The organism is Tardiphaga sp. 866_E4_N1_4 (assembly GCF_052076075.1).
In the GTDB taxonomy this organism is placed as follows: Bacteria; Pseudomonadota; Alphaproteobacteria; order Rhizobiales; family Xanthobacteraceae; genus Tardiphaga; species Tardiphaga robiniae.
In genome coordinates, this window is the sequence record NZ_CP197242.1 from 534,994 (window position 1) to 556,269 (window position 21,276).

25 protein-coding genes are annotated in these 21,276 nt (G+C 58.4%); 13 read left to right on the top strand and 12 right to left on the bottom strand.

Going from position 1 to position 21,276, the window contains the following annotated elements:
* Positions 1–21: 21 nt before the first annotated feature.
* On the bottom strand, positions 22–2,850 hold the full coding sequence (locus tag AB8B20_RS02765) for an ATP-binding protein (RefSeq protein WP_439071603.1): 2,829 nt from the start codon (positions 2,848–2,850) through the stop codon (positions 22–24).
* A gap of 493 nt (positions 2,851–3,343) precedes the next feature.
* Here AB8B20_RS02765 and AB8B20_RS02770 point away from each other — a divergent pair, with 493 nt between their 5' ends.
* From AB8B20_RS02770 to AB8B20_RS02805, 8 genes are all read left to right on the top strand, one after another.
* Positions 3,344–4,822 carry an ATP-binding protein gene (locus AB8B20_RS02770; RefSeq protein WP_439071604.1) on the top strand — a complete coding sequence of 493 codons (1,479 nt, stop codon included), beginning with the start codon at positions 3,344–3,346 and terminating at the stop codon, positions 4,820–4,822.
* Positions 4,815–6,041, top strand: coding sequence for an ABC transporter substrate-binding protein (locus AB8B20_RS02775; protein WP_439073012.1), 1,227 nt, complete (start codon positions 4,815–4,817; stop codon positions 6,039–6,041). Before AB8B20_RS02770 ends, AB8B20_RS02775 begins: the two co-directional genes overlap by 8 nt.
* A gap of 524 nt (positions 6,042–6,565) precedes the next feature.
* Positions 6,566–7,432: a VOC family protein gene (locus AB8B20_RS02780; protein ID WP_439071605.1), complete on the top strand. Its 867-nt coding sequence runs from the start codon at positions 6,566–6,568 to the stop codon at positions 7,430–7,432.
* 32 nt (positions 7,433–7,464) lie between these two features.
* Complete coding sequence (locus AB8B20_RS02785; RefSeq protein ID WP_439071606.1) at positions 7,465–7,872, top strand: putative quinol monooxygenase; 408 nt, start codon at positions 7,465–7,467, stop codon at positions 7,870–7,872.
* A 444-nt stretch (positions 7,873–8,316) separates the two neighbouring features.
* Positions 8,317–8,778: a (2Fe-2S)-binding protein gene (locus AB8B20_RS02790; RefSeq protein WP_439071607.1), complete on the top strand. Its 462-nt coding sequence runs from the start codon at positions 8,317–8,319 to the stop codon at positions 8,776–8,778.
* Between the two features lies 1 nt (position 8,779).
* Positions 8,780–11,035, top strand: a complete 2,256-nt coding sequence (locus AB8B20_RS02795) for a xanthine dehydrogenase family protein molybdopterin-binding subunit (protein ID WP_439071608.1) — start codon at positions 8,780–8,782, stop codon at positions 11,033–11,035.
* 8 nt (positions 11,036–11,043) lie between these two features.
* Positions 11,044–11,673: a hypothetical protein gene (locus AB8B20_RS02800; RefSeq protein WP_439071609.1), complete on the top strand. Its 630-nt coding sequence runs from the start codon at positions 11,044–11,046 to the stop codon at positions 11,671–11,673.
* A 414-nt stretch (positions 11,674–12,087) separates the two neighbouring features.
* Positions 12,088–12,222 carry a hypothetical protein gene (locus tag AB8B20_RS02805; protein ID WP_439071610.1) on the top strand — a complete coding sequence of 45 codons (135 nt, stop codon included), beginning with the start codon at positions 12,088–12,090 and terminating at the stop codon, positions 12,220–12,222.
* 278 nt (positions 12,223–12,500) lie between these two features.
* Here the strand turns inward: AB8B20_RS02805 and AB8B20_RS02810 are convergent, their stop codons facing one another.
* The 3 genes from AB8B20_RS02810 to AB8B20_RS02820 form a co-directional block, all read right to left on the bottom strand.
* Positions 12,501–13,073: a TetR/AcrR family transcriptional regulator gene (locus AB8B20_RS02810; protein ID WP_439071611.1), complete on the bottom strand. Its 573-nt coding sequence runs from the start codon at positions 13,071–13,073 to the stop codon at positions 12,501–12,503.
* A gap of 31 nt (positions 13,074–13,104) precedes the next feature.
* On the bottom strand, positions 13,105–13,590 hold the full coding sequence (locus AB8B20_RS02815; RefSeq protein WP_439071612.1) for a DUF302 domain-containing protein: 486 nt from the start codon (positions 13,588–13,590) through the stop codon (positions 13,105–13,107).
* Positions 13,591–13,653: 63 nt separating this feature from the next.
* Positions 13,654–15,114, bottom strand: a complete 1,461-nt coding sequence (locus tag AB8B20_RS02820) for an amidase family protein (protein ID WP_439071613.1) — start codon at positions 15,112–15,114, stop codon at positions 13,654–13,656.
* Between the two features lie 440 nt (positions 15,115–15,554).
* Between AB8B20_RS02820 and AB8B20_RS02825 the strand changes: the two genes are divergently transcribed.
* Positions 15,555–15,704 carry a hypothetical protein gene (locus tag AB8B20_RS02825; protein WP_439071614.1) on the top strand — a complete coding sequence of 50 codons (150 nt, stop codon included), beginning with the start codon at positions 15,555–15,557 and terminating at the stop codon, positions 15,702–15,704.
* Positions 15,705–15,758: 54 nt separating this feature from the next.
* Complete coding sequence (locus tag AB8B20_RS02830) at positions 15,759–16,064, top strand: hypothetical protein (protein ID WP_439068311.1); 306 nt, start codon at positions 15,759–15,761, stop codon at positions 16,062–16,064.
* Positions 16,065–16,121: 57 nt separating this feature from the next.
* Here AB8B20_RS02830 and AB8B20_RS02835 read toward each other — a convergent pair whose 3' ends face one another.
* From AB8B20_RS02835 to AB8B20_RS02845, 3 genes are all read right to left on the bottom strand, one after another.
* Entirely contained in the window at positions 16,122–16,313 is a 192-nt protein-coding gene (locus tag AB8B20_RS02835; RefSeq protein ID WP_439071615.1) for a hypothetical protein, read from the bottom strand.
* Between the two features lie 112 nt (positions 16,314–16,425).
* The gene (locus AB8B20_RS02840) at positions 16,426–16,719 is read right to left on the bottom strand and encodes a hypothetical protein (protein ID WP_439071616.1); all 294 of its coding nucleotides are present in this window, start codon (positions 16,717–16,719) and stop codon (positions 16,426–16,428) included.
* Between the two features lie 10 nt (positions 16,720–16,729).
* Positions 16,730–17,053 carry a hypothetical protein gene (locus AB8B20_RS02845; RefSeq protein WP_439071617.1) on the bottom strand — a complete coding sequence of 108 codons (324 nt, stop codon included), beginning with the start codon at positions 17,051–17,053 and terminating at the stop codon, positions 16,730–16,732.
* Between the two features lie 132 nt (positions 17,054–17,185).
* On the opposite strand from AB8B20_RS02845, the gene AB8B20_RS02850 reads away from it, so the two are divergent.
* Both AB8B20_RS02850 and AB8B20_RS02855 read left to right on the top strand, forming a co-directional pair.
* Positions 17,186–17,431 carry a hypothetical protein gene (locus AB8B20_RS02850; RefSeq protein ID WP_439068315.1) on the top strand — a complete coding sequence of 82 codons (246 nt, stop codon included), beginning with the start codon at positions 17,186–17,188 and terminating at the stop codon, positions 17,429–17,431.
* Positions 17,432–17,683, top strand: coding sequence for a ribbon-helix-helix domain-containing protein (locus AB8B20_RS02855; protein WP_439068316.1), 252 nt, complete (start codon positions 17,432–17,434; stop codon positions 17,681–17,683).
* 147 nt (positions 17,684–17,830) lie between these two features.
* Here AB8B20_RS02855 and AB8B20_RS02860 read toward each other — a convergent pair whose 3' ends face one another.
* Positions 17,831–18,076 (bottom strand): hypothetical protein, encoded by a 246-nt coding sequence (locus tag AB8B20_RS02860; protein WP_439071618.1) that lies wholly within the window; start codon positions 18,074–18,076, stop codon positions 17,831–17,833.
* A 112-nt stretch (positions 18,077–18,188) separates the two neighbouring features.
* On the opposite strand from AB8B20_RS02860, the gene AB8B20_RS02865 reads away from it, so the two are divergent.
* The gene (locus tag AB8B20_RS02865) at positions 18,189–18,437 is read left to right on the top strand and encodes a hypothetical protein (protein WP_439068317.1); all 249 of its coding nucleotides are present in this window, start codon (positions 18,189–18,191) and stop codon (positions 18,435–18,437) included.
* Positions 18,438–18,582: 145 nt separating this feature from the next.
* Here AB8B20_RS02865 and AB8B20_RS02870 read toward each other — a convergent pair whose 3' ends face one another.
* From AB8B20_RS02870 to AB8B20_RS02885, 4 genes are all read right to left on the bottom strand, one after another.
* Entirely contained in the window at positions 18,583–18,885 is a 303-nt protein-coding gene (locus AB8B20_RS02870; protein ID WP_439071619.1) for a hypothetical protein, read from the bottom strand.
* A complete protein-coding gene (locus AB8B20_RS02875; protein ID WP_439068989.1) occupies positions 18,882–19,604 on the bottom strand; it encodes an SOS response-associated peptidase in 723 nt (240 codons plus the stop codon). Before AB8B20_RS02875 ends, AB8B20_RS02870 begins: the two co-directional genes overlap by 4 nt.
* A gap of 461 nt (positions 19,605–20,065) precedes the next feature.
* Entirely contained in the window at positions 20,066–20,515 is a 450-nt protein-coding gene (locus AB8B20_RS02880) for a hypothetical protein (RefSeq protein WP_439068319.1), read from the bottom strand.
* A 44-nt stretch (positions 20,516–20,559) separates the two neighbouring features.
* Positions 20,560–20,937: a hypothetical protein gene (locus tag AB8B20_RS02885; RefSeq protein WP_439071620.1), complete on the bottom strand. Its 378-nt coding sequence runs from the start codon at positions 20,935–20,937 to the stop codon at positions 20,560–20,562.
* Positions 20,938–21,276: the final 339 nt, after the last annotated feature.

A 21,276-nucleotide genomic window follows, 5' to 3' on the forward strand; every position in this document is an offset into this window, starting at 1 on the left:
AAAGGCGATTTCCGTCCCTGGTCAGTCGGATGTATCGCTGCCGATGGTTTCGATTTCCGCAAGCAGACTCTGGGCTCGTGCAAAGAGAGGCACATTCTCGCGATCGCCGTGGTTCGTTACGAGACGGGTCAGCGCACTGCGCGCTGCGTCGATGTGGCCGGCATTTCGCTCGAGCGTGGCAAGGATCACCGTAGCCTCGCATTGATAAAGATAGAAATCGGACGCCTGACTGAGATCGATGGCTTCCTGGAGAAGAAGCCTCGCGCGCTCGATGTCGCCCGGCTCGTTTCGTGCCATCAGCAGATCGGCGCGGGCGGGATGGTGCTTGCCGATCACGCGCACGTCGAAGGTGCCGAGGCACTGTGCCCATGCATTTTCAAGGGCTGCTTCGGCGCCGGCGATGTCGCCGGCCTGGCGCCTGGCGTTTGCAAGTTCGATCCACAGGATCGGGCGCAAGGACCCGGTCTTGATCATGTAGGGATCCTGAAGGCAGGACGTCAGCAACCGTGCAGCGGTTTCGGCGTCGTCATGTTCATATGTCGCGATCAATCCGCGAAACGCATCGACGAGCGCTTGCCAGGGACGATAGTGAGCTGCCAGACGTTCGAGCTTGTGAAGATATGCATGCGCCCGTTCGAAGTCGCGCGAGTTGATGTTGGCCCAAATGGCGCCCTGTGCGAGGACGAAATAAGATGTGGTGGCGTGCCCCAGGCGTTCGGCGTCTTGGACCGCGGTTTCGAGAAGAAGGCGGGCTTGATCGCAATAGCCCATGTAATATTTGGAAAGAGCCAGCCCCACCTTGCTCGAGATAACGGAATCCATGCCGCCGAAATAGAGCGATACACTTCTGGGGATCGACCGGAAGTCGTTCAGGAAGCTTTCGAAATGTGCCTGGGCGGACATCAGTCTCGACGACTCGAATTCGCTGAAGGCCCGCATGCGCTGATACAGGTGATAGGTCGCAGGATGATCGGAGCGCCTGGATATCGCGGCAAATTCATCAAGATGGGATGAAGCGGGCCGTCGCGTGAGCAACAGACTCTGGATCAGTCCATAGAGAGCGCGCAGTTCAAGAAAATCATCCCCTGCATCGCGTGTCGCATTCCAGGCGCGCTCATAGAGGTCCGCACCCTGGCCCCCTGGAATATAGGCTTGTGCCGACGCGAGAGACACTAACAGGCGTGACTGCACGACGGGCCCGAGGCTCGGATCGGTATCGGCATAGCCAAGTGCCCTGGCGATATAAGGGGCGCCGTGAAACAGCGATGTGAGTTCCAGCCAAAGCCGTTCCGCGGCCAGCACCAGTTGTACGCCAAGCCAGGGAGCGACCTCAAACGACCAGTCGAGGGCCAGGCGGACTTCGCCGACATAGTTGCCGACGATGGCATTCGCGGACTGCACATCTGCGAAATTCCACTCGGTCAGTTCCAGACGCGCGAGAATATACCTTGCGTGGCGCTCTCGCGCCTTATCGCGGTCGTCGGATGGGTCGGGTGTCTGGGCGATAAAAGCGCGCGTTGTGTCCAGCAGGCGGAAACCGCCATCGGCGGACGCCGTATGCGAGGCAAGAAGCGATTTGCGCGCGAGGGCAAGAATTGCGTCGCGTGAAGAGTCCGGTGTTCGGTTGTCACCTTGTGCGACCGTAACGCCTGCCTCGACGGTGAATGGACCAGCGAAGCAGGAAAGGCATTTAAGAGTCGACTGCTCCTCGTCGGAGAGGAGATTGTAGCTCCATTCGATGGTCGCGAACAGTGATCGCTGGCGAGGCGTAGTGCTGCGGCGATCGATCGTGATCAGAGGTGCACTTTCATCGAGGCTGCGCAGCACTTGCGACAGCCCGAGCGTGGCAATCATGGATGCGGCCAGCTCGATGGCCAGCGGAATCCCCTCAAGGCGTCGGGAGACATCGGCTATCTCGGCCGATGTCTCGCCACCGACCTGCAGGTTCGCGCCGCGGTGATTGATGCTTTGCAGGAGCAACTGAACGGAAGCGTAGTCCCTGAGGTCCGAGGCGTTTATCGGCATCGCGGACGATGGCGGAACTGCCAGGGGCTCCAGATGCCAGATCTCTTCGTCGACGGTGCGCAGCGGCTCGCGCGTTGTGACGAGAATGTCGATCGACGTCTTGGCGAGCAGGTGCTCGACCAGCCGAGCGACGGGATCGAGGACATGCTCGCAGCAGTCCAGGACAAGGAGCATATGTTTGTTCCGGAGCGCCAGGGCAATCTGATCGTTACTCGGCCATTCCGTTACCGCCAGGTGCGCAGAACTCGCGATGGTGGTGTTGACGGAGGCCGCGGCTGACGATCGGCCCAGATCGACGAAGCAAGCTCCATCCAGGTAATCGTCCGCGCGACCGCTCGCGATCTGCATCGCAACTGTCGTCTTCCCGATGCCGCCCGATCCAAGAATCGAGACCAGCCGGCGCGTGGCGAAGAGCTCGTTGATCCTTGCAACGACGGCGGCGCGCCCGACTGGCGGCGTCAGCGGAGAAGGGACGTGAAGTCGAGGCCGGGCGGCGGAAAACTGCCCGTCTGTAGTCCTGACGACGATATCGCCGGCGAAGCAATATCCTTGCGATGCGCTGCTTTGGATCGCCTTACCCTGTTCCCTCAATGCCTTTCTGAGGGTTGAGATCTGGACCCGGAGATTGCCCTGATCGACGTGCAGCCCCGGCCAGGCGGCGCGAATGAGCTCATCTCGCGAGACACTGACCCCTGGGGTCTCGAGCAGGTGACCTAATATTGCCAGCGCGCGCGCACCAAGCCGCGCAGGGGTGTCGCCATCCCATAGCACGCGGGTCGTCGGGTCAAAGCGAAATGGTCCGAACAGTATCTCTCGATTCATCATGAGAACGGCCGATCACCTTCGCGGGCCATCACTGTGAGCAAACTGAGTTGGTCGATCCGATCTCTCACGCGTGGCCGATTTTACCACATTTTACCTTTGGCTTTCCAGAGAGCCGGTTGAGGCACGCAGGGCCTCGCCTGGTCGCGCGGAAATGCTCGATCGCGCATTGTGGGCTTGCGGCAGTTACGCGGGCGCGCACCGAGCTCTGCTTTCCGTTGCCCGACTGAGCGGCGGAACAGGATTTGCAAATGGTAACTACATTTTCGCGCGCAGCTGCAGCCCACGGCGGAGATGCCGCCCACTCCTCTCGGTTGTGGATTGTCAACTCACGCGGGTGTTAAATGATGTAAAAATCGGCGCTCCTGACCTTATGCCGCATCGCGATCAGCTATGGAAATAATGTGATACGATGCGACCCGTTCACGTACCTCACCGCCTCGGTCGGGGGCACGATCGGACCTGACGGCGGAAGTTTGAACTGGGCCAGACAACGATGTCGCGTGCAGAGGCTGCCTTCGGACCATTTCGATTTGATCGATCCAGCGGAATATTGCTGGACGGGCAAAATCTGGTCCAGCTCGGCTCGCGGGCACGCGCCCTGCTTGGCGCCCTGATCGAAAAGCCGGGCGAACTCATACCGAAGGCGCAGCTTTACGAGCGCGCGTGGCCTGGCCTCCAGGTGGACGAACGTAACTTGCGAGTTCAGATCTCAGGCCTGAGAAAGGCACTGGGCGATTATGGCGCCCTGATCCGGACCGAAGCCTCGCTTGGCTACCGCTTCACCGGTCGATTGAGTTCAGACGCATCCACCGAAATCGTTGCTGCCGGTCTTCCGCATCACGCGCTGTCCACGGCTGTGGCACTGATGGGGCGCGACGAGATGGTGAATGATCTCATCCGGATGCTAAGCGAAGGCCGGCTGGTCACAGTGCTGGGCCCGGGGGGCGTCGGAAAGACGGTCGTCGCGCTGGCCGTCGCGCGCCGGATGGAACGTGAGTATCGCGACGGCGTCCATTTCGTCGATCTCGGCGGGGCGACCGACGAGCGGCAAGTGCACGCGGCAGTAGCCTGCTCGTTGGGCAGGGGCGAATCGGGATGTTCGATTGAGCAGGTAGTGCTTGCTCTGCGGGGCAGGCAGACTTTGCTGATGTTGGACTCCTGCGAGCATGTTGCCGAGTACGTCGCCGCTCTAGCCGAGAGGATATTGAGGGAAACGGAGAAGGCCGTCGTTCTGGCGACCTCGCGGGAATCATTGCGGGTTAGCGGCGAGATCGTCCGGCGACTGGAGCCCCTCGAGGTGCCGCCGGCAAACTTCAAGGCGGTCGCGAAGACGGCATCTGCATATCGATCGGTGCAAATGTTCCTGCAGGTTGCGCGGCAGCATGCGTTGGCATTTCACCTGGACGATGGGAATGCGTCGTCGGTCGTCGCGATCTGTCGCCGGCTCGACGGAATTCCGTTGGCGATCGAGCTTGCCGCCTCCATGGTTGGCGTGCTGGATCTCGACGAGATACAGCGCGGGTTGGACGAGCGGTTTCCGCTGCTCACGATGGAGCGTCGAACGGCGATACCGCGCCATAGTTCGATGTCCGCTGCTGTCGAGTGGAGCTACGGCCTTCTTTCTGCAGAGGAAAGAAGCACGCTGTATTGCCTGGCTAAGTTGCATGGTTGGTTCTCGCTCGACGCAGCGCTTGCGATCGCCAGTGACGGGACGATGCGGCCGGAAAAAGTCCGGAATGTCATCGTCGCACTCGCTAACAAATCGCTGTTGAATGTGAGTCAGCAGGTTTCCTCGATTCAATATCGTCTGCTGGAAACGACGCGCGCATATGTGCTCCAGCGTCATGAGAACACGCGAGCGCAAGACCTCGCTCGCACAAGGCAGACTGCGTATTCTCGGAAATGTTTTGAGCGGGTCGATCGCGAGGCGCGCGCCTCCGGACTCGCGCAAGTCGATCGTGACCATGGGTGAATGCGGAAATATGCGGCTTCTGTCGTTTTTGAGTCTGTGCCTGTCGATGGGGATAGCCACATTCGCCGTCGCCCAACCGAAATATAGCGTCGGTGCGTCTGACACCGAGATCAGGATCGGGAATTTCGTGCCCTATAGCGGTCCATCTTCCGCCTATGGTGTGATTGGTCGGATCAATGGCGCCTATTTCAGGATGCTGAACGAGGCGGGCGGGATAAATGGGCGTCGGATTACCTGGCTATCGTACGACGATGCCTATAGCCCGGCCAAGGCGGTCGAGCAGGCGCGGCGGCTGGTTGAGGGTGATGAAGTTCTGTTGCTGTCGCAAACGGTAGGCGCACCGTCGAATGCTGCTGTGATGAAGTATCTCAACAGCAAGAAGGTGCCGCACATACTCCTGTCGACCGGCGGCACCCGCTTCGGCGACGATCCGACAACATTCCCTTGGACAGTGCCGTTGAATGTGCCGTATCAAGCGGAAGGCCGGATTTACGCGACCTGGATCACCGAAAATCATCCGGGCGCGAAGATCGCCATTCTCTACGCGAACGACGATTATGGCCGTGACATTTATAGGGGCGTGAAAGACGGTCTCACCGAGCGCGGGACCACCATTCTTGCCGAAGCGAATTACGACAACGCTGATCCGACGATCGATTCACAGATCGTGAAGCTGAAGGCCTCCGGAGCTGACTTGTTCGTGAATTTCTCTACGCCGAAATTTGCCGCCATGGCCATTCGCAAGATTGGCGAGATCGGCTGGCGGCCCGTTCATGTCCTCAACCAGGTTAGCCAGTCGACCGGCGCCGTCATGAGGCCCGCCGGCCTTGAATACGCTCAGGGCATCATAAGCGCCGCTTACATCAAGGATCCGATGGACGAGAGCTGGGACAACGACCCGGGGATGAACCGCTTCGCCTCGTTCCTGCAGAAATACGCGCCGGATGTGGATCGGAGCAATGGCCTTGTGCTCTATGCCTATGGTGCCGCGCAGACGCTGGAGTACATTATCAGGCGGGCCGGTAACGATCTCACGCGCGAGAATATCATGAGGGTTACGAGCGAGCTCGGCGATTTCGCCCCCGCTTCGCTATTGCCCGGAATCACATTGCAGCCCCTGTCGAAAGACCATTTTCCAATCAGGAAAATGCAGATGATGCGTTTCGAAGGCGATAGATGGCAGCGCATCGGATCTTTGATCGAGGCCAATCTGAACTAAGCCTACGGCGATGCAGACGGGCTCTTTGTCGCGAGTCTCGTTGGTGCTGCGGCATTGCTCGTGGCGGGTGGATGGGCACGCTGTTCAACGGAGGGGCGGCCCTTTGTTTCTAGGGGCATCCGTCGCAGTCGCTTACGCAATCCGGTGGATGGGTGAGCTATGGCTTGCTAGGGACGTTTCCTGCCAGACGAAATCCGCGCTCCGCCAGCGACGTGTTGTCGCACAGCTTAAGTTGCGGTTTCTTTTGTGCGTTGGCGTCTCGGGTTTCGGCAACTTCTTCGTCAGGATGGACGTTCTCAGGCGGATGGCCGTCCAAATATCTTTGTTTTATCGACCTACTACAGTTCCTGACCTCGTGACTATACTGCGGCTTTCCTCGAACGCGTTCCTGGCTCTCCGGAAAGCAGGTGTATCGCCTACGGCATCGATGCATTGCTCTTAACATCCTTTTACTCGCGCCGACTGCTGCGGACATTAGCATTATCCGTGACCGTTGAATTGTATGAAGCGCAGACGGAGCAAGCATGAAATCTGATCAGGAACTGATGCAGGGCGATGTTGATGAAGATCGCCGTGATGTAATCCGGCTGGCGGGAGCATCCGTACTTGCGGGTCTTGCGGGAGCTGCGCTGTCGACGACGAGCTCCCCGGCCCAAACAGCGGCTAAATCATCAGCCGGTGATATCGATAGCGCTCCTTTGGGCCAGCGACTGCAAGGCGTGCAGCATATCGGCCTTACCGTGCAGAACATGGAAAGAGCCTACGAGTTCTATACCGAAGTTCTCGGTGGCACCGAGGTCATGCGAGACGGGGATTTCTTCGGCGAGAAGGTGCACAATACGCTTTTGACGGATCAGGAGATCCTCGCGCGCGAACTGAATATCAATCCGGTAACGATCGGAGTGCCGGATCTTCGCGGTGGAAAGCAGCGGCTCGACGTGCGATTCATCCAGTTCGACAATATCGTCATCGAACTGCTCCAGTATCGGGAAGCAACGGAGCCGCAGGGAACGGCCAATAGTTTCGCCGAACCGCGCGATCACATGAGCCCGGCGTTTCCGCGATCCATGCACTTCTGCTTCTATATTCGCGATGATGTCGACTTTAACAAGTTCATCCATGACCTCGAGGCCGAATGTGGTCGGCGCGGAATGTCGCAGGTAAGGTCCAACCGAACCGTAACGGTGCTGACCGAAAAGGAACGCCTCGCTGCGCCCCTTTCCTCCAATACGAACAAGATCACCGAGGGGGCGTCCGACGGGTGGGCGCTGATCTATTGCAAAGGTCCGGAAGGCGAACAGCTTGAATTCGTGCAGGCGTTGGGGCCAGTGAAGCGCAAATTCATGACGGCGTTTGATGTCCGTCAGAAGCGTGTATCCGGAAAGAATTGAAACGCTCTATGACGTCGCCGCGGGAGATGGGTATGAGCCAGATGCGTAGAGCTGCAGGGATTGCATTAGCACTTGTTTGTTGTTTGGCGCCGGCGACGCAGTCGTACGGGCAGGAGGCAAGGGGCGTAAGCTATTCGAGCATTCCTCCCAACGCTGTCTCGATTGTCGCGCGAGTGCGTGCGAAGCCCGGTAAAGCGGAAGAGCTGCGGAGCGTGACCTTGCCCTTGATCGCGCAAGTGCGAAGCGACCCCAAGAATCTTGTCTATTTTTTGCAGGAAAGTCGCGAGCAGCCGGGACATTTCATCTTTTATGAGGTGTTTGCCACCGAGGCGGACTTCGAGGCGCACAATGCCATGCCGTATGTCAAGGAATGGTTCAAGACGATCGAAAAACTGGCTGACGGTGGCGTCACTGTCATGAAGATGACCGTCCTCAAATGAAGCGATTGATAGGGCTGCTGCAGTAGCTTCTATGACTTACTGAACGATCACATATCCCTTGGTTGCCGAAGTACCGGATGTTCGAACAAGCCTGTGCGGCGCAATGCGCTGCATCTGGCGAGCGTACTGCAGGTGATATTCCGCATCCACCTGGGCGGCCTAGTCACTCGTGATTTATCGCGGAGTGGCGTCTGAGCCTGTGTCTCCCGTATTGCCATGCGACGATTAGTGGACGCGCTCCATCGCGGCGAAGATGGCCAGGTACCAAGTGTCTGATCTCTGCCTTCTCGGGCTTTACATATTTTAACCGTTCTAGAGCCGCAGGCTGCTGTAGCTTTCCCCCGAATTATGGAGTGGGACCGACATCTGGTTCGGACGAGATTCCATCAACCAAGATGCGTCTATGCGTGATGCGGAACCATCGTTCTCGGAGGAGGTGTTGAGATGATCGAACTGATTGTCAATGGAGCCAAATCCAAGGTCGATGTCGATCCATCGATGCCGTTGTTATGGGCCTTGCGCGATGAGTTGGGTATTACAAGCCCGAAATACGGTTGTGGAGTGGCGCAATGTGGTGCCTGCACCGTCCACATCGATGGACATGCTGTCCGTTCCTGCCAGTCGCGTGTTGGCGACGTCGTCGGAAAGTCAGTCGTCACGATGGAAGGTCTGCGCGACAGAGAAACGCATCCAGTCGTGCAGGCATGGATCGAGCATCAGGTTCCGCAATGCGGTTACTGCCAGACCGGCCAGATCATGCAGGCGATTTCACTTCTTGAACTGATCCCCAAGCCGAACGATGAGCAGATCGATGAGGTGATGTCCGGTAATCTGTGTCGCTGCGGCACTTATTCGCGCATTCGCGCTGCGATACATGCGGCGGCAGCGAAGATGGCGGAGAAGTGAGATGGGCGCGCATCGGAACTTATCTCGCCGCGCCTTCATTGTTGGCGCTGCCGCAACGGCCGGAGGCATCGCATTCGGGACTTACGGCAATGCTTCGGAAGCCTTCCGAGCCGGTGACGTAAATCCGTTAGCTGTGGGCCTCGGGCCGAACTCCGTCTCTTTCAATCCATGGGTCGAAATCAGCCCGGAGAAGATCACGCTCGTCGCGCAACACGCCGATATCGGGCAGGGTGTCGGATCCGTTCAGCCGATCATGATCGCTGAAGAGATGGATCTTGATATCGGCCAGTTCGAAGTTCGATTTGCAAGCCCGAGCCCCGCATACTTCAATACTGGCTTTGCGGAGGAGTTGGCGCCCTTCGTGGCGGCCGATCAAAGCCCAGCTGCTGAACAGGCGCGCGCAGCCGTGTTCGAAACTCTCAGAAAGTCCGGCTTGCAGATGACGGGTGGGTCGAGCACGATCCCGGACACCTATGAGAAGCTGCGTGTCGCCGGTGCTGTCGCGCGTGAAACCTTGAAGGCTGCTGCGGCCAAACGCTCAGGCGTCTCTGCCGCTGACATCCGCACCCAATCCGGTCACGTGATCCTGCCAGACGGAACGCGAATTCCCTACGTTGAATTGTCGGCCGAGGCCGCGAAGATTCCGCCTGTTCTCGACGCCAAGCCACGCGACCCGTCGAACTGGCGAATTCTGGGGAAGCAGATGATGCGCCTCGATGTTCGATCGAAAGCGTTGGGCGAACTGAAATTCGGCATCGATCTCAGTATCGACGGAATGATGTACGCCTCGGTCAAGCTGAATCCAAACAAAGGGCAGCCACTGCTCTCATACGATGGTCGCAAGGCGCGCGCCATGCCAGGCGTGAAGAAGATCCTGAGGCTTAAAAATGGCGTTGCCGTAGTTGCAACGAATAGCTGGTACGCAATGAGGGCAGTTGCAGCAATTGAATGCAAGTGGGCGCCTTCGAAGTATCCTGCCGAACAGGCAGGCCATTGGAAGGTTTTGGAAGAGTCCTTCAAGCCAGAGTTCCTAGGCAAGGAGTGGCGCAATATCGGCAATGTGGATGCAGCGTTCAAGTCGGGAAAGGTCATCGAGGCAGAATATCGTGCGCCCTATGTGGCGCATCAGCCCTTAGAGCCTCTCAATGGCGTCGCCATCGTTACAGACAACGGGATGGAGATCTGGGTTGGTCATCAGAGCCCACAAGCCGTGCAATCCATTGCGGCCGCAGCCATCGGTCTCAAGCCTGAACAGGTCGCATTTCACAATCAATGGACTGGCGGAAGTTTCGGTCATCGACTTGAATTCGAGAATATCGGTGTACTCGCCGAGATCGCCAATCAGATGCGAGGCACGCCGGTCAAGCTCGTCTTTTCGCGTGAAGAGGATTTTCTCCAGGATATTCCGCGCCAGATTTCCCTCGCCCGACATTCGGGTGTTGTCGAGAAGGGAAAGATCGTTGCTGCTGAGCTTAAATCCGCCTCGACCGCACCTTTCAAAGGTTTGCTCGAGCGCATGGGAGCTCCGTCGAAGGATCCCGACGGCCAGTTGGGGGCGTGCTTGTGGAATGTCTATTACAACATCCCGAATTTCCGCTCTACCAGCTACGAAGCGCAGGGACTGTCGCCGAGTACGACATGGCGGTCTGTCGGAGCCTCGACAGCCGGCTTCTTTACCGAGAGTTTTATTGATGAGTTGATCCATGCGGCTGGTCTGGATCCTCTGCGCGCACGTATCGAGATGTGCACGGTTCCCACCTACAGAAAGGTGCTGGAGACGGTCGGGGAGATGTCAGATTGGAAGGGGCCTCTGGGTAACGGAAGAGGCCGGGGTGTCGCATTCGTCGAGTCATTCGGAACACCCACGGCTGAAGTTGTTGAAGTGACGATGACCAGAAGTGGCATCCGGATCGACAAGGTCTGGGTCGCCGTCGATGTCGGCAAGGTCATCGATCCCGTCAATTTTGAGAACCAGGTCCAGGGAGGCGTGGTGTGGGGGCTCGGCCACGCTATCAATTGCGAACTCACTTACGCAAAAGGCGCGGTCCAGCAGACCAACTTCAACCACCACGAGGCCATGCGCCTCTATCAATGCCCGGTGATCGAAGTTCGCGGGCTTGAGAACGATCCAAAGGTCCGAGGGGTCGGGGAGCCTCCGGTGCCGCCGGCAGCGCCGGCGCTGGCTAACGCGATATTCGCAGCGACTGGGCAACGAATCCGCGAAATGCCCTTCAACAAATATATCGATTTTGTGTGAGGGTGGTCATGAGAAAAGCTGCTATCGCACTCGCCGTCGCCGTTTCATCGATCGCTATGATTACCGGACTGGTTGCGGCCAAGGGGCCGGCGAAAGACGCGCTACCACCTGGAAGTGTCAGTCGCGCTGAAGGGCTGAAAGCCTGGAAGCGGATTGAAGCGGTCGTAACACATCCGCGCTGCGCCAACTGTCATGTCGATGCCAAGGCGATCCCGGTATGGTCTCCGTCCGGCGAAGGTAAAGACCGGGTGCATGGCATGAACATCCACGCCGGCATGAGCCGCATCGGTGCTGAAGGGCTTCGCTGTTCTACCTGTCACATGACCTCGACCCAGCCGAATGATCTCGCCCCGGCGCCATTGCGGGCAGGCATCGACTGGCAGTTGGCTCCCGTCGATTTCATCTGGTACGGCAAGAGCGGCGCCGAAATTTGCGCACAGCTCAAGAATCCCAAGCGCAACGGCGGTCGCGATGCAGTCGCGCTCCTCGCGCACTTGCGGCACGACGAGTCGTTGAGCGGGTTCATACCGCGGGCATGGCAACCCGGCGCAGGCCGTGCAACTCCGCCGGGTACTTTTGAACAGCATGTCAAAGACATGGCAATGTGGGGAGCCGCTGGGCAGCCGTGTCCAAACTGAGGAGGTTGCAGCTATCGTGGATGGAATATTCGTCATTACCGCCATTACCGGCAAGTGCCGCGCCGCGGGATGCCGAGCTTCTCCAGCGTGCGCCCGGCAGGCAAACCTGCGACGGCGGTTGTCGACTCGCGCGTCCAGCAGCAGATAGATGCTTGAACTAATGCTCGTTAGATTTCCGTCTCGACTTCGACCGGCACCTTCACCGCCGCCGAACTGATGGGCGTGTGAATGTCGAGTTCGACATTCTTCGTCTTGAGTGAAACGATTAGCGAATACCGTGTTTGCTGATTGCAGACGTCCGCTGAAGCGCGGTTGCGCCACCAGCCGTTCACTGGCTTAACGCAAAGCATATTCCGGCCAAGAAGCTCAATAGCTGGACCGCGCCACACGTCGCAATGCAAGGACCCCGCTGAAATGCTGTCTGCACCCAGAACCCAGCGTCCATCGGCAGGTAGCAATGCTGCTCTGAAAGGCAACAACGGCAATTCAGGGCAGGGCGACAACTCCCTCGGCAACATCAAGGGCGGCAACGTCGGAGCCGGCAAGTAGGTATTAACATTTCGCTTACCATGCGAGAGCAGCCTTAGTCCGTGCGGTGGCACCGGGGCGACTTGGGGACCGGCAGCCGCATCGAAGAGCGGTCCGGTGTCATGCCGGGCGGCTTTTTGCTGGTGATCAGAATCTCGTCTGATTGATCCCAAGCACCAGTTGCGCTGAAGCCAACTGAGACGGGCTATAGGCGCTCTGAAAGCGTCGCGTAGGGAATACTAGCGAGATGATGCTGCGCATGCATTTTTCAACCGTTTGTCGGCGGATCATCGATAAAATCAAACTCGTGCCAAGTGCAGCGCGGCCTCAACGCCGCCCTCCAAGATCTGCTCCGCCTGGAGAGTGTCGGGCACGGCCCGAGCGAACTGGAGGGTGCCCACCATGAGGCCGAAGATGGCGGTCGCGCGGCGGCGGCTCGCTGCAGAATCGGCGTCAGGAAGCAATGCGGCGAGAGTGGACACGTAGCGTTGCAGCGCTTTCTCGTAGTCTTGCCGAGTAGACAGGGGCTGGCGGGCGATTTCCGGGAGCAACGCCGCCGAAGGGCAACCGGCCGACTTGTCTTCGAGGTGAGCGCGGTTGAGGTATCTCCGGATCGCTCTCTCGAGGTCTAGCCCTTTCCGCTGATCTTCATCGAGGCGATGTTGCTGGTCGCCGAGCGCGCTCGCTATCGCCTCGCGGACGAGCGCTTCCTTGGACTCGAAATGCGGAGAGAATGCCCCTTTGGTCAAGCCGGCTTCGCCCATGATCCCGGCGATCCCGGCGGCGGAAATGCCGTCTCGGCGCACGCACTTCGACGCCACATCGACGATGTGCCGTCGCGTCGCTGCCTTATGACCTTTCTCGAAACGCATCTTCTTTCTACTCCACTAATACCCGCAGCCTTTACGCTGCAGCCGCTTCCAACAAAGCTTGGAGATCGCGATCAAGTTGCTGGGCCACGGCATTGACGTCATCGTTGCCAAACTGGCCAAAAATCGATGCTGGCCGATCATACTCAAACCCAACACCGCCGTCCTCGCGCAGCAGAACGCGGATCGGCGCATAGAGCCCAGCTGACAACTGGTGGCGGGTCATCTTAGATGCGGTGAGCGGATTCCCGATATCGTACTGGATTGATCGGCTCGTCTGCCCAGCAATTGCCAGGAGTGCCCCATGGTCACGCTGGCCGAAAATGGTGAGTGGCGGACTTGCCTCCAACTCTCGAAGCGCGCGCGAGCTTTCACCGTATCGTAGGAGAGTGAAGATCCCGTCGTCGATGCGGGGGGCCAAGGTCGCCAGCTTGGCCTGAACCTCCTCGAAAGGCTTTTTTGAGCTAATGGTCACGTGTTCGACCGTAATGGCTCGCGTGGAGTACAGTGCATTGGTCATCCGTTGATCCTTTATCGGTTGTCGTGTTTGTGGCCCCTTCGCCATGCGAAGGGGGCCACGGCGTTAGATCGCTCTCGACGTGGCGCCCAAGACGCCCTCGATCCGGCGCGCAACGTCCAAAAGCGCTCGGTCGCTTCCTAACGGGGCGTCCAGCTCAAGGCCGATCGGAAGGCCCACGTGAGACAGACCCGCAGGAAGGCTGATACCCGGCAGCCCCACGCTGCTCGCCGACACGGTGTGGTTCGCCAAGGCGAGGTAGCTGACTTCCTGCCCCGCGATATGGACGGTGGCCTGCTCCTCGATCAAAGGCGCCGTGCAGGGCGTAGTCGGCTGCAGAATGGCCAGCGCTCCATGAGAGACAAACGCGGTGTTCAAGCGGCGCTGGATTTCCGGCCGGCCGACGCGGAGTGCCGTCTGATAGGCCTCTACCGAGGTGGCACCCGCGCCGCCCGGTAGGACGATGTGCCCCCACGCCTGCCGAAGCTGGGGCTTGAGACTCTCGTAGATCGCTTCGAACGTGGTCGGAATGTCGTGGCGCCGAAGGAATTCCGAAATTGCGCCCATCGTCTCGTGAGCGAATATGCCCCACGTCGCGGTTTGGATCAGGGCATTGAAATCCTCGCCAAGGTCGACCTCGACGACCTCGGCACCGGCAGCTCGTAGCTGTCGAACCACCTCGCGGAAATCAGCTTCTACTTCCGGATCCACCAAATCCAGAAACTGCCGCGGCGCGAAGGCCAGTCGGGCTCCCTTCAGGCTGTGGCCAATGTTGGAGAACTCCGAAGTCTGTTCACCAGTCACGACCTGATCCACCAAAATGCAGTCCTCGACACTCCTGGCGAATGTGCCTGTCGTGTCTAGCGTATGGGAGATCGGCGCAACGCCGTTTCGCGGCCAACGTCCGGTGGTTGGCTTGAATCCCACCACGCCACAAAACGATGCGGGTATCCGGATCGAGCCGACCGTATCCCCGCCCAAGGAGGCGGGTACAATCCCTGCGGCCACGGATGCGGCAGAGCCGCTCGAAGAGCCGCCTGTTACGCGATCGCGGGCGTGCGGGTTCTTCACTTGACCGTAACGCTCATTGTGGCCGGTCAGCCCGTAGGACATCTCCACTAGGTTGTTCTTGCCGAAGACGAGGGCACCCGCGTCCTTGATTGCACGGACCGCGTCGGCATCTTCCTGCGGAATGAAGTGAGCAAGACTATCGAGACCCAAGCTCGTAGGCAGCCCTTTAGTCAAATAACTGTCCTTCACCCCCAGGGGCACGCCCAGTAGCAACGCCGTCGATCCGGCCGCACGAGCTTTGTCCGCATCCCTCGCTGCCGCCAGCACGGCAGCCTCATCGATGGTGATGAAGGCATTGAGCTCGGCGAGCGCGCGGGCGCGCTGCAGGAGGGCCGCAGTGTAGGCTTCCGATGTGATATCGCCGTTACGGATCGCCGCTGCCGCGGCTGCTACCCCGAGCGAGGATAGATCCATGGTCTCTTGCGGAATGCCTGAAAGGGCGGGGGTGTCGTTCATATATCCTCGCAAAATGCTGATTGCGGCAGGTCGTCGCCCCAATGGGCAGCCGCTCATGCCATTACGGTCATAATATTAAATTACGAACGTAATTCAATGGAGGTGACGGCCCTTCTTTGACACATAAACGTGAGATGCCGACGGCAGTTGGGTTCCGAGACGGACTATGGCGAATCTTCTCGCCGATCGCCTCATCGAAGGGCGTCGGATGGGTCTGGGAAATGATCCGTCTATGTTCGAGCTGCCGCGCGATCTGCGGTCGATTTGAGAGCGGCTGCGTCCAGGTTGATAGGCGGCGGATCAGTGATAATGCGCCAAGCCCGCGACCGTGCTACGGCCGCGGGCCTTATCGTGTCTTTCAACCCTGCGTCTTCTGTCTAAGAACGGCGCTCAGATCGGCAATCGCAGCCAGAAACGGCAGATTTCGCCCGATCCATTTTTTGTTGATGCGTACCGCCACCACTGCGTGCGTCTTCAGCGATGATGGCCGCTACGCTGTGTTCGGCGAGGTCTCCTATAGCGCGAGCCTTGAGGACACGGCGGCGAACCACAGCTACAAGGGCACTGGCGGCTTCCGCATCGTCTGGTGATACTTAAATAAAAAGCGAAGCGGTATCGTCAGCTCTGTTAACGACTTATTTGCGATGCAGCACATCTCGCCATTTGCGAAGGAACCCGAGAATAGCTTAGGTATTAAGCTATTGATGAGTGAGTATTCGGTGAAACAAATTGGCAGAGAATTTACGGTTCTTGCATTGGGAGAGCCGGTTCTAAAATTCGCGTCGCGCGCTGAAGCTGAATCCGTCCTCGCTGAGGTCAGTAATTTATCGCTAAGGCCGACGCTGCGCCCGCTCGACGATTTGCCTGCGTCCGTTGATGCGGAGACCGTCACGGCAGACTTTGAGGCTTTGGCCGACAACGATCAGACCCGGACCTGTTTGTCTTTGTGAACTTGCCCGCCAGCGATTGACCCTTTTTTATTGAGCGCATCTCCCTTGGCGTCCAGGTTATTGTACAACTTTCAGGCGTCCATACCCTTTACTCAACCGGTCCTGTGCAGCGATCACGTCTTCCCGGTCCACTATCTCTAGCATGCTCTGCAAGACAGCCTCTGGATCGCGTGGTCCGGGCTCGATGTATGTGCCCAGCAGTGCCTGAGCGTCGTGCATCGCCTTCATGATGATGTCGATGTCTCTCATTTCATGACTCCAATCATGAAAGCGAAGGTTAGGTAAGCCGCTCCGATCACGCCCGCCGTCAGAGCAAGAGCAAGCAAAATTCTCCAAACTTGAAACGGGCCGATTTCATCTCTCACCGATCCCTCACCAGTTTGGCGCGCTTGCGCCACTTAGGGTCTTTATCGACAGCATGATAGACAGGCGTGCCTTTGGGATAGAGCGCCTGCATCATGCCAAGGCGCGCGAACTCGATCGGCCCGCCGTGATCCGCGGCCTGGATCAGAACGTGCATTGCATTCTGCCACGGCGCGCTGTCGTGCTGAGATTTTGGAAGGTTGGTGATATACGCACCAGCATCTCGAAGCGTGATTAGCTCGCCGCCATCCGGCAGGACAATCGGGGAGGGGAAAGGTGTCGACCAGGGCATCAGACCAGCCTCAGCGCGAGTTGGCGCGGATCACGAAATGCTCGATGGACGAGCTTAGGTCTTCATGGCGCAGATCAGCTCGGCGCCTGATCTCCCGGGCTACGTCTTCGGACACGTCGTCCGCCCAATGCTCGAAGGTATTGAAGGCGATGACTCGCTGCGGATCATTATACTGGCCAGCCATCAGGTCTTTGATGACGGTCTCTAAGTCGGTTTCCCAGGCGTCGGTCTCGCGCCACGCACATCCCGATCGCTCGAAGCAGTCCAGAACGAGATAGACGTTTTGATCGCCGAGGTTCGGCACAATAGAGGGTGTCCAACGGGACTGACGCATACTGGAACTCCAACGCAACTGACGGCGGATTCAAGCTGGGCGCTAGTGATTCGTTCCGAAGCTGTCGGGAACTTGTTGATCGAATTCTCGTTTTCAGTCTGCCGCGGTATCGCGGTGCTCGGGAGACTAACGATGGCTACCAACAAACCGACGGGCGACAATGCCCGCAAAGGCGCCGTGAAAAAGCGGAGTCAGACCAAGACAACCATGGGCGGGGCATCGACCTGGACGAAGCGGGACAAGACGTCCGGTGAGTTCATGGCCATTAAGAAGGCCAAGAAAGCTGCCCCGAAGAAAGCCGCCGCCGCGAAAAAGAAGACCGCTACGAAGACGACAGTGGCTAAGAAGTTTAAGGGGGTTAGACGGGAGAAAAAGTAGGTGGCGAGCCCTCACAGCTCTGCAGCCGCAATCCGTAAGCGGTCGGTCATGATTGGCGGACACAAGACAAGCGTAAGTCTGGAGGATGAATTCTGGGATTCGATCAAGGAAATCGCTGAAGAACGCGAACAGCGACTGACGGATCTAATCAACTTTATCGCTGAGGGCCGCGACAGAGCCAATCTGTCGTCGGCTATGCGAATTTTTGCCCTAAATCACTATAAGCAGATGCGATCAAGCGCTGGACAATAATGCTCAGGCTTGGACCGGGCTCATCCAAACAGCCCAAATACCCATCCCAGCACACCGAGTAGGGGAATTAAGGCTATTCCGATCAGTATCAACGGGGCAGGTTCATTCCCATCGTCATTCGGTTTGAAAAACTTCATAAGTTCCTCATCAATCTGCGGGCCGGCGACCAGTGTGTGAGTTGAGCGGCCCTTTGCGCTCGCGAAGCAGCCCTTCCGGGATGGGATCGTCAGTGCCCGGTAGCGGCTGGCTTCTTACATCAGCACCGTGCTGAGCGGCCTCATGGGCCGTGGGGGCGTCTTTCACTTGATGAGGTTGCTGCTTCCCCGCAGGAGAAATCGGATCGTAGGTGCCGCTGCGCAGGTCTCGGCCATCGGTATGCATATCGTTTGCCATGAGAGCTCCTTTTCCAGGGCCTCAATGATTGGCGGCCGGTGTCGTTCCGCAACCAGTGATCAGCCCTGCGGCGTAACGCAGCACGGATACGCGGAACATCGTGCGAGCGGAAGTGTTCGATCTTTATTCCAAACGAAAGAGCTTGATGCCCACAGGTCAGCCAACGCCGCCACCGCGCGGAGCCGGAAAGTTCGCCGTCATCGCTGCGGTGATCGTCGCACTGATAATCATCGTGACATTTGTTGGCATGAATATGCAGCACGCGCAGACTGCAAGGGAGCAGGAGGCGGGACAAGTTAAACCCGCCGATGCGCCTATGACCGAAAAGGATCTTGGCAAATTGCCCGCGAAGCCGAATTAACTGCGGTCAGGATGTCCTATGCGGCAAAGGCCATATGTAGTAGCTGCCGTATTTCTTCTTTTGGTGCTCGGAGGGGCGCTGATCGTGCGCAACTCTGGCAGCCGCGCGCCGTCCGACCAGGCTTTCAAAGCACAGCGAGAGTAAGCTAGGCGTCCTGCGGTTGATCTGTGCCGGGAAGTTCACCTTCGGGCGTTTGGTCTTTCCACATGAAGAACCCGCCGCACTCGTGCATTTTGATAATGCCGTCGGCTATGAGCTTGTCTCGACCAAGCGTGTATTCCGCGACGCTCGCCTTGTCTTTCCATATGAAGGTCGAATTCCATTCCCCGATCGGTATGCGGCCTTCGTCGATCCGGAGCGTTTTGGCGATCTCAAGCAGTCTGGCTGCTGCGGCTTCAGGCTTGGCAAAGGGGCGGTCTTTGATGTGCTTCTCGAACGGCTTGCTCATAGGATAGGGGCTTCGTCTCTCTTTTTGCCGCGGTCGATGATTTTAAGCGCGCCATCCGGTAGAGGACGCTGCAGCTTCATCGCCTCGTCGGCGGGAGCCGTCATCCAGGCTTGCAGATCTTCTGGCGTCGTCAGGATGACAGGCATGGCTTTTGGGTGAATTGCGCCGACTTCGGCGTTGGGCTCGGTGGTCAGAAAGGCAAAGAGATCGTTGGTCGTCTCACCTTCTTTGACCTTCCGAACCGACGTCCAGTTCGTCCAGATTCCCGCGAAGAACGCCAGAGGCCGGGCCTCGTCGAACGCAAACCAAATGTCACCGCCCTCAGCTTTGTTGAACTCGCTGAAGGATGTGAATGGCACAAGGCATCGGGAATCGACCCCGAGCCATCGTTTCCAGTGCTTGCTGTCGAGATTGCGAATGTTCGTCGTGCCACTGTCGGGCTCCATTCGCAGCAGTTCCTTGAAGTCGACCGGCTTGCCCTTTTCCTCGAGTTTCGCTGCTCGCTTTTTGGTGGCCTGCATTTGGGCGAACTGTGAGGACGGCATCCCCCAGCGCGCCAGCGTCAGTTCCGTGCCACTCTCATGGTTGCGTACGATCGGTGCCGGGTAGTCCGGGAAGATGCCTGGCATAGACGGGAGGTTGCCGGTGCTGTCGACGTCGAAATTGAACAGCCGGCGGATGGCATCCTGGTTCTTTGTCATCGAATAGAGATTGCACATACAGCATTCCTGTCCGTTACATGCCCGGTGCTCGCCCGGTGATGTGGCTGATATGGGCCATGGTCTGTTCGTGGAATCGTGGGTTGAATGTCTCGCCGCACGGCAGTGGATCTCGCCGCGCCGGATTTGCTCAGTATAGCCGGCATCCCATAGCGCGTATTTGTTGGCAGTCCACTGTTTCTCGCGGCGCGAGGCCTCGAACTCGGCTTCGGTGCGCTTCGGCAGAAACACGTTCCAAGCGGCATCGAAGGCGGCTCGCGCCGTTTCGAAGTCCCGTGCGACGCCTCTGAAACATTGATCGCGATGGAGCGGGTAAAAGCCGCAAGACCATTGCCAGACGCCAGATCGCTCCGGGTTCGGATCCCAGTCTTGATGAGCGATGGTGCCGACGTCCACATCGCCATAGCGGATTGTCCATGTCTCATGTCGGTCGCTGGTGCGATGACAGGTGAGTTCGGGTATCACGACCCTTCCGGAGCGTGCCGTCGCCCAGGTGCCAACTGCAGCAACGTCGCAAGAGGGCGCTTTTTTGCTTTCGCGCAACGCTCACAGCGCAGGCGAGTGGCGAGATCGTGGACGCAGGTCGTGTCGACATGAGGGAGTTCAGCCAAGCTTACGTCGCGTTTAATCCGACATCTTGAGCATTCGATTTCGACCCAAGGGAAACCACCGTTCAACGCTTGGTCGACCGTCGGTGATGGGTCGATCGGCTCACCATCCGCCCACATGCGTTCGTTCCAGCTTTCGCAGGACAGCCTATCGGCTTCCCGGATCAGCGCCTCACCCTTCGCGCGAAACTCCTCCGATTGACGTGCAAGCATCAGCGTCACGCCGCGCGCCTTCGTCAGCTCTTTATTGAGAGCCTTGCGGTCGCCTCCCGATAGGGGCGTGGGGTGATATTTCGGAGCCATAAGGGCATCCAAGCGTGACGGTCAAAAATGCAAAAACAAAAATGCTACGTCGTCTCAAACGACGGCCAGCAGCCATCCTCCTCAAGGCGTCCTGTCCGTTCTTTGCAGCCGTTGTCGAGCAGCTTCATGCCGACGTCTTTCCAGATCGCATGGGCTCCGTAGAGACGCACAGCGTCCATGGTCTGGATTTCTACGATGCGGTCACAGCGACGGCAGGACACGCGCAGAACGTGCCGGGGAATCTCAGAGAGGCGGCGCTGTTGAACTGGAACGCCGGTACGGATCTGGCCGCGAGGATCCCGGATGATGGAATCCCAGTACGCATCCGGCAGATCGTCTGCAGGGCCGGGCGCCGGAATAGGCGGGTCAGGTGGGCGGCTTGGCTTGGAGGCCAGCTTTTCCATCTGTTTGGGCGTCGGCATCCGCCAGCTTGCAGGTCTATCGGTCATACCCTCAATTAGAACATAAGAAGAACAAAAGTCGAGTCCGCTGAGGTTGAATCGGCTTCGCTTGGAGATGTGATGAGATCCAAGTTGCTGTGGTGCCAACGGACTGTGAGCGCGGTGCGGTGGCTTTTTTAGCCCGGCTTTTTGGGCTTCTTTGAGCCGTGAATCTCGTAGATCAGGCCAATTGCTACGGCCACCAGTGCAATGAAAATTGCCGTACGGACCATCGTTGCCTCCTTGCAGGAGACACACCTACCAACAAGGACTTTCAGACAGTTTGTCGCGAATGCAGAATAAAAGGTCGATAATTTCGTA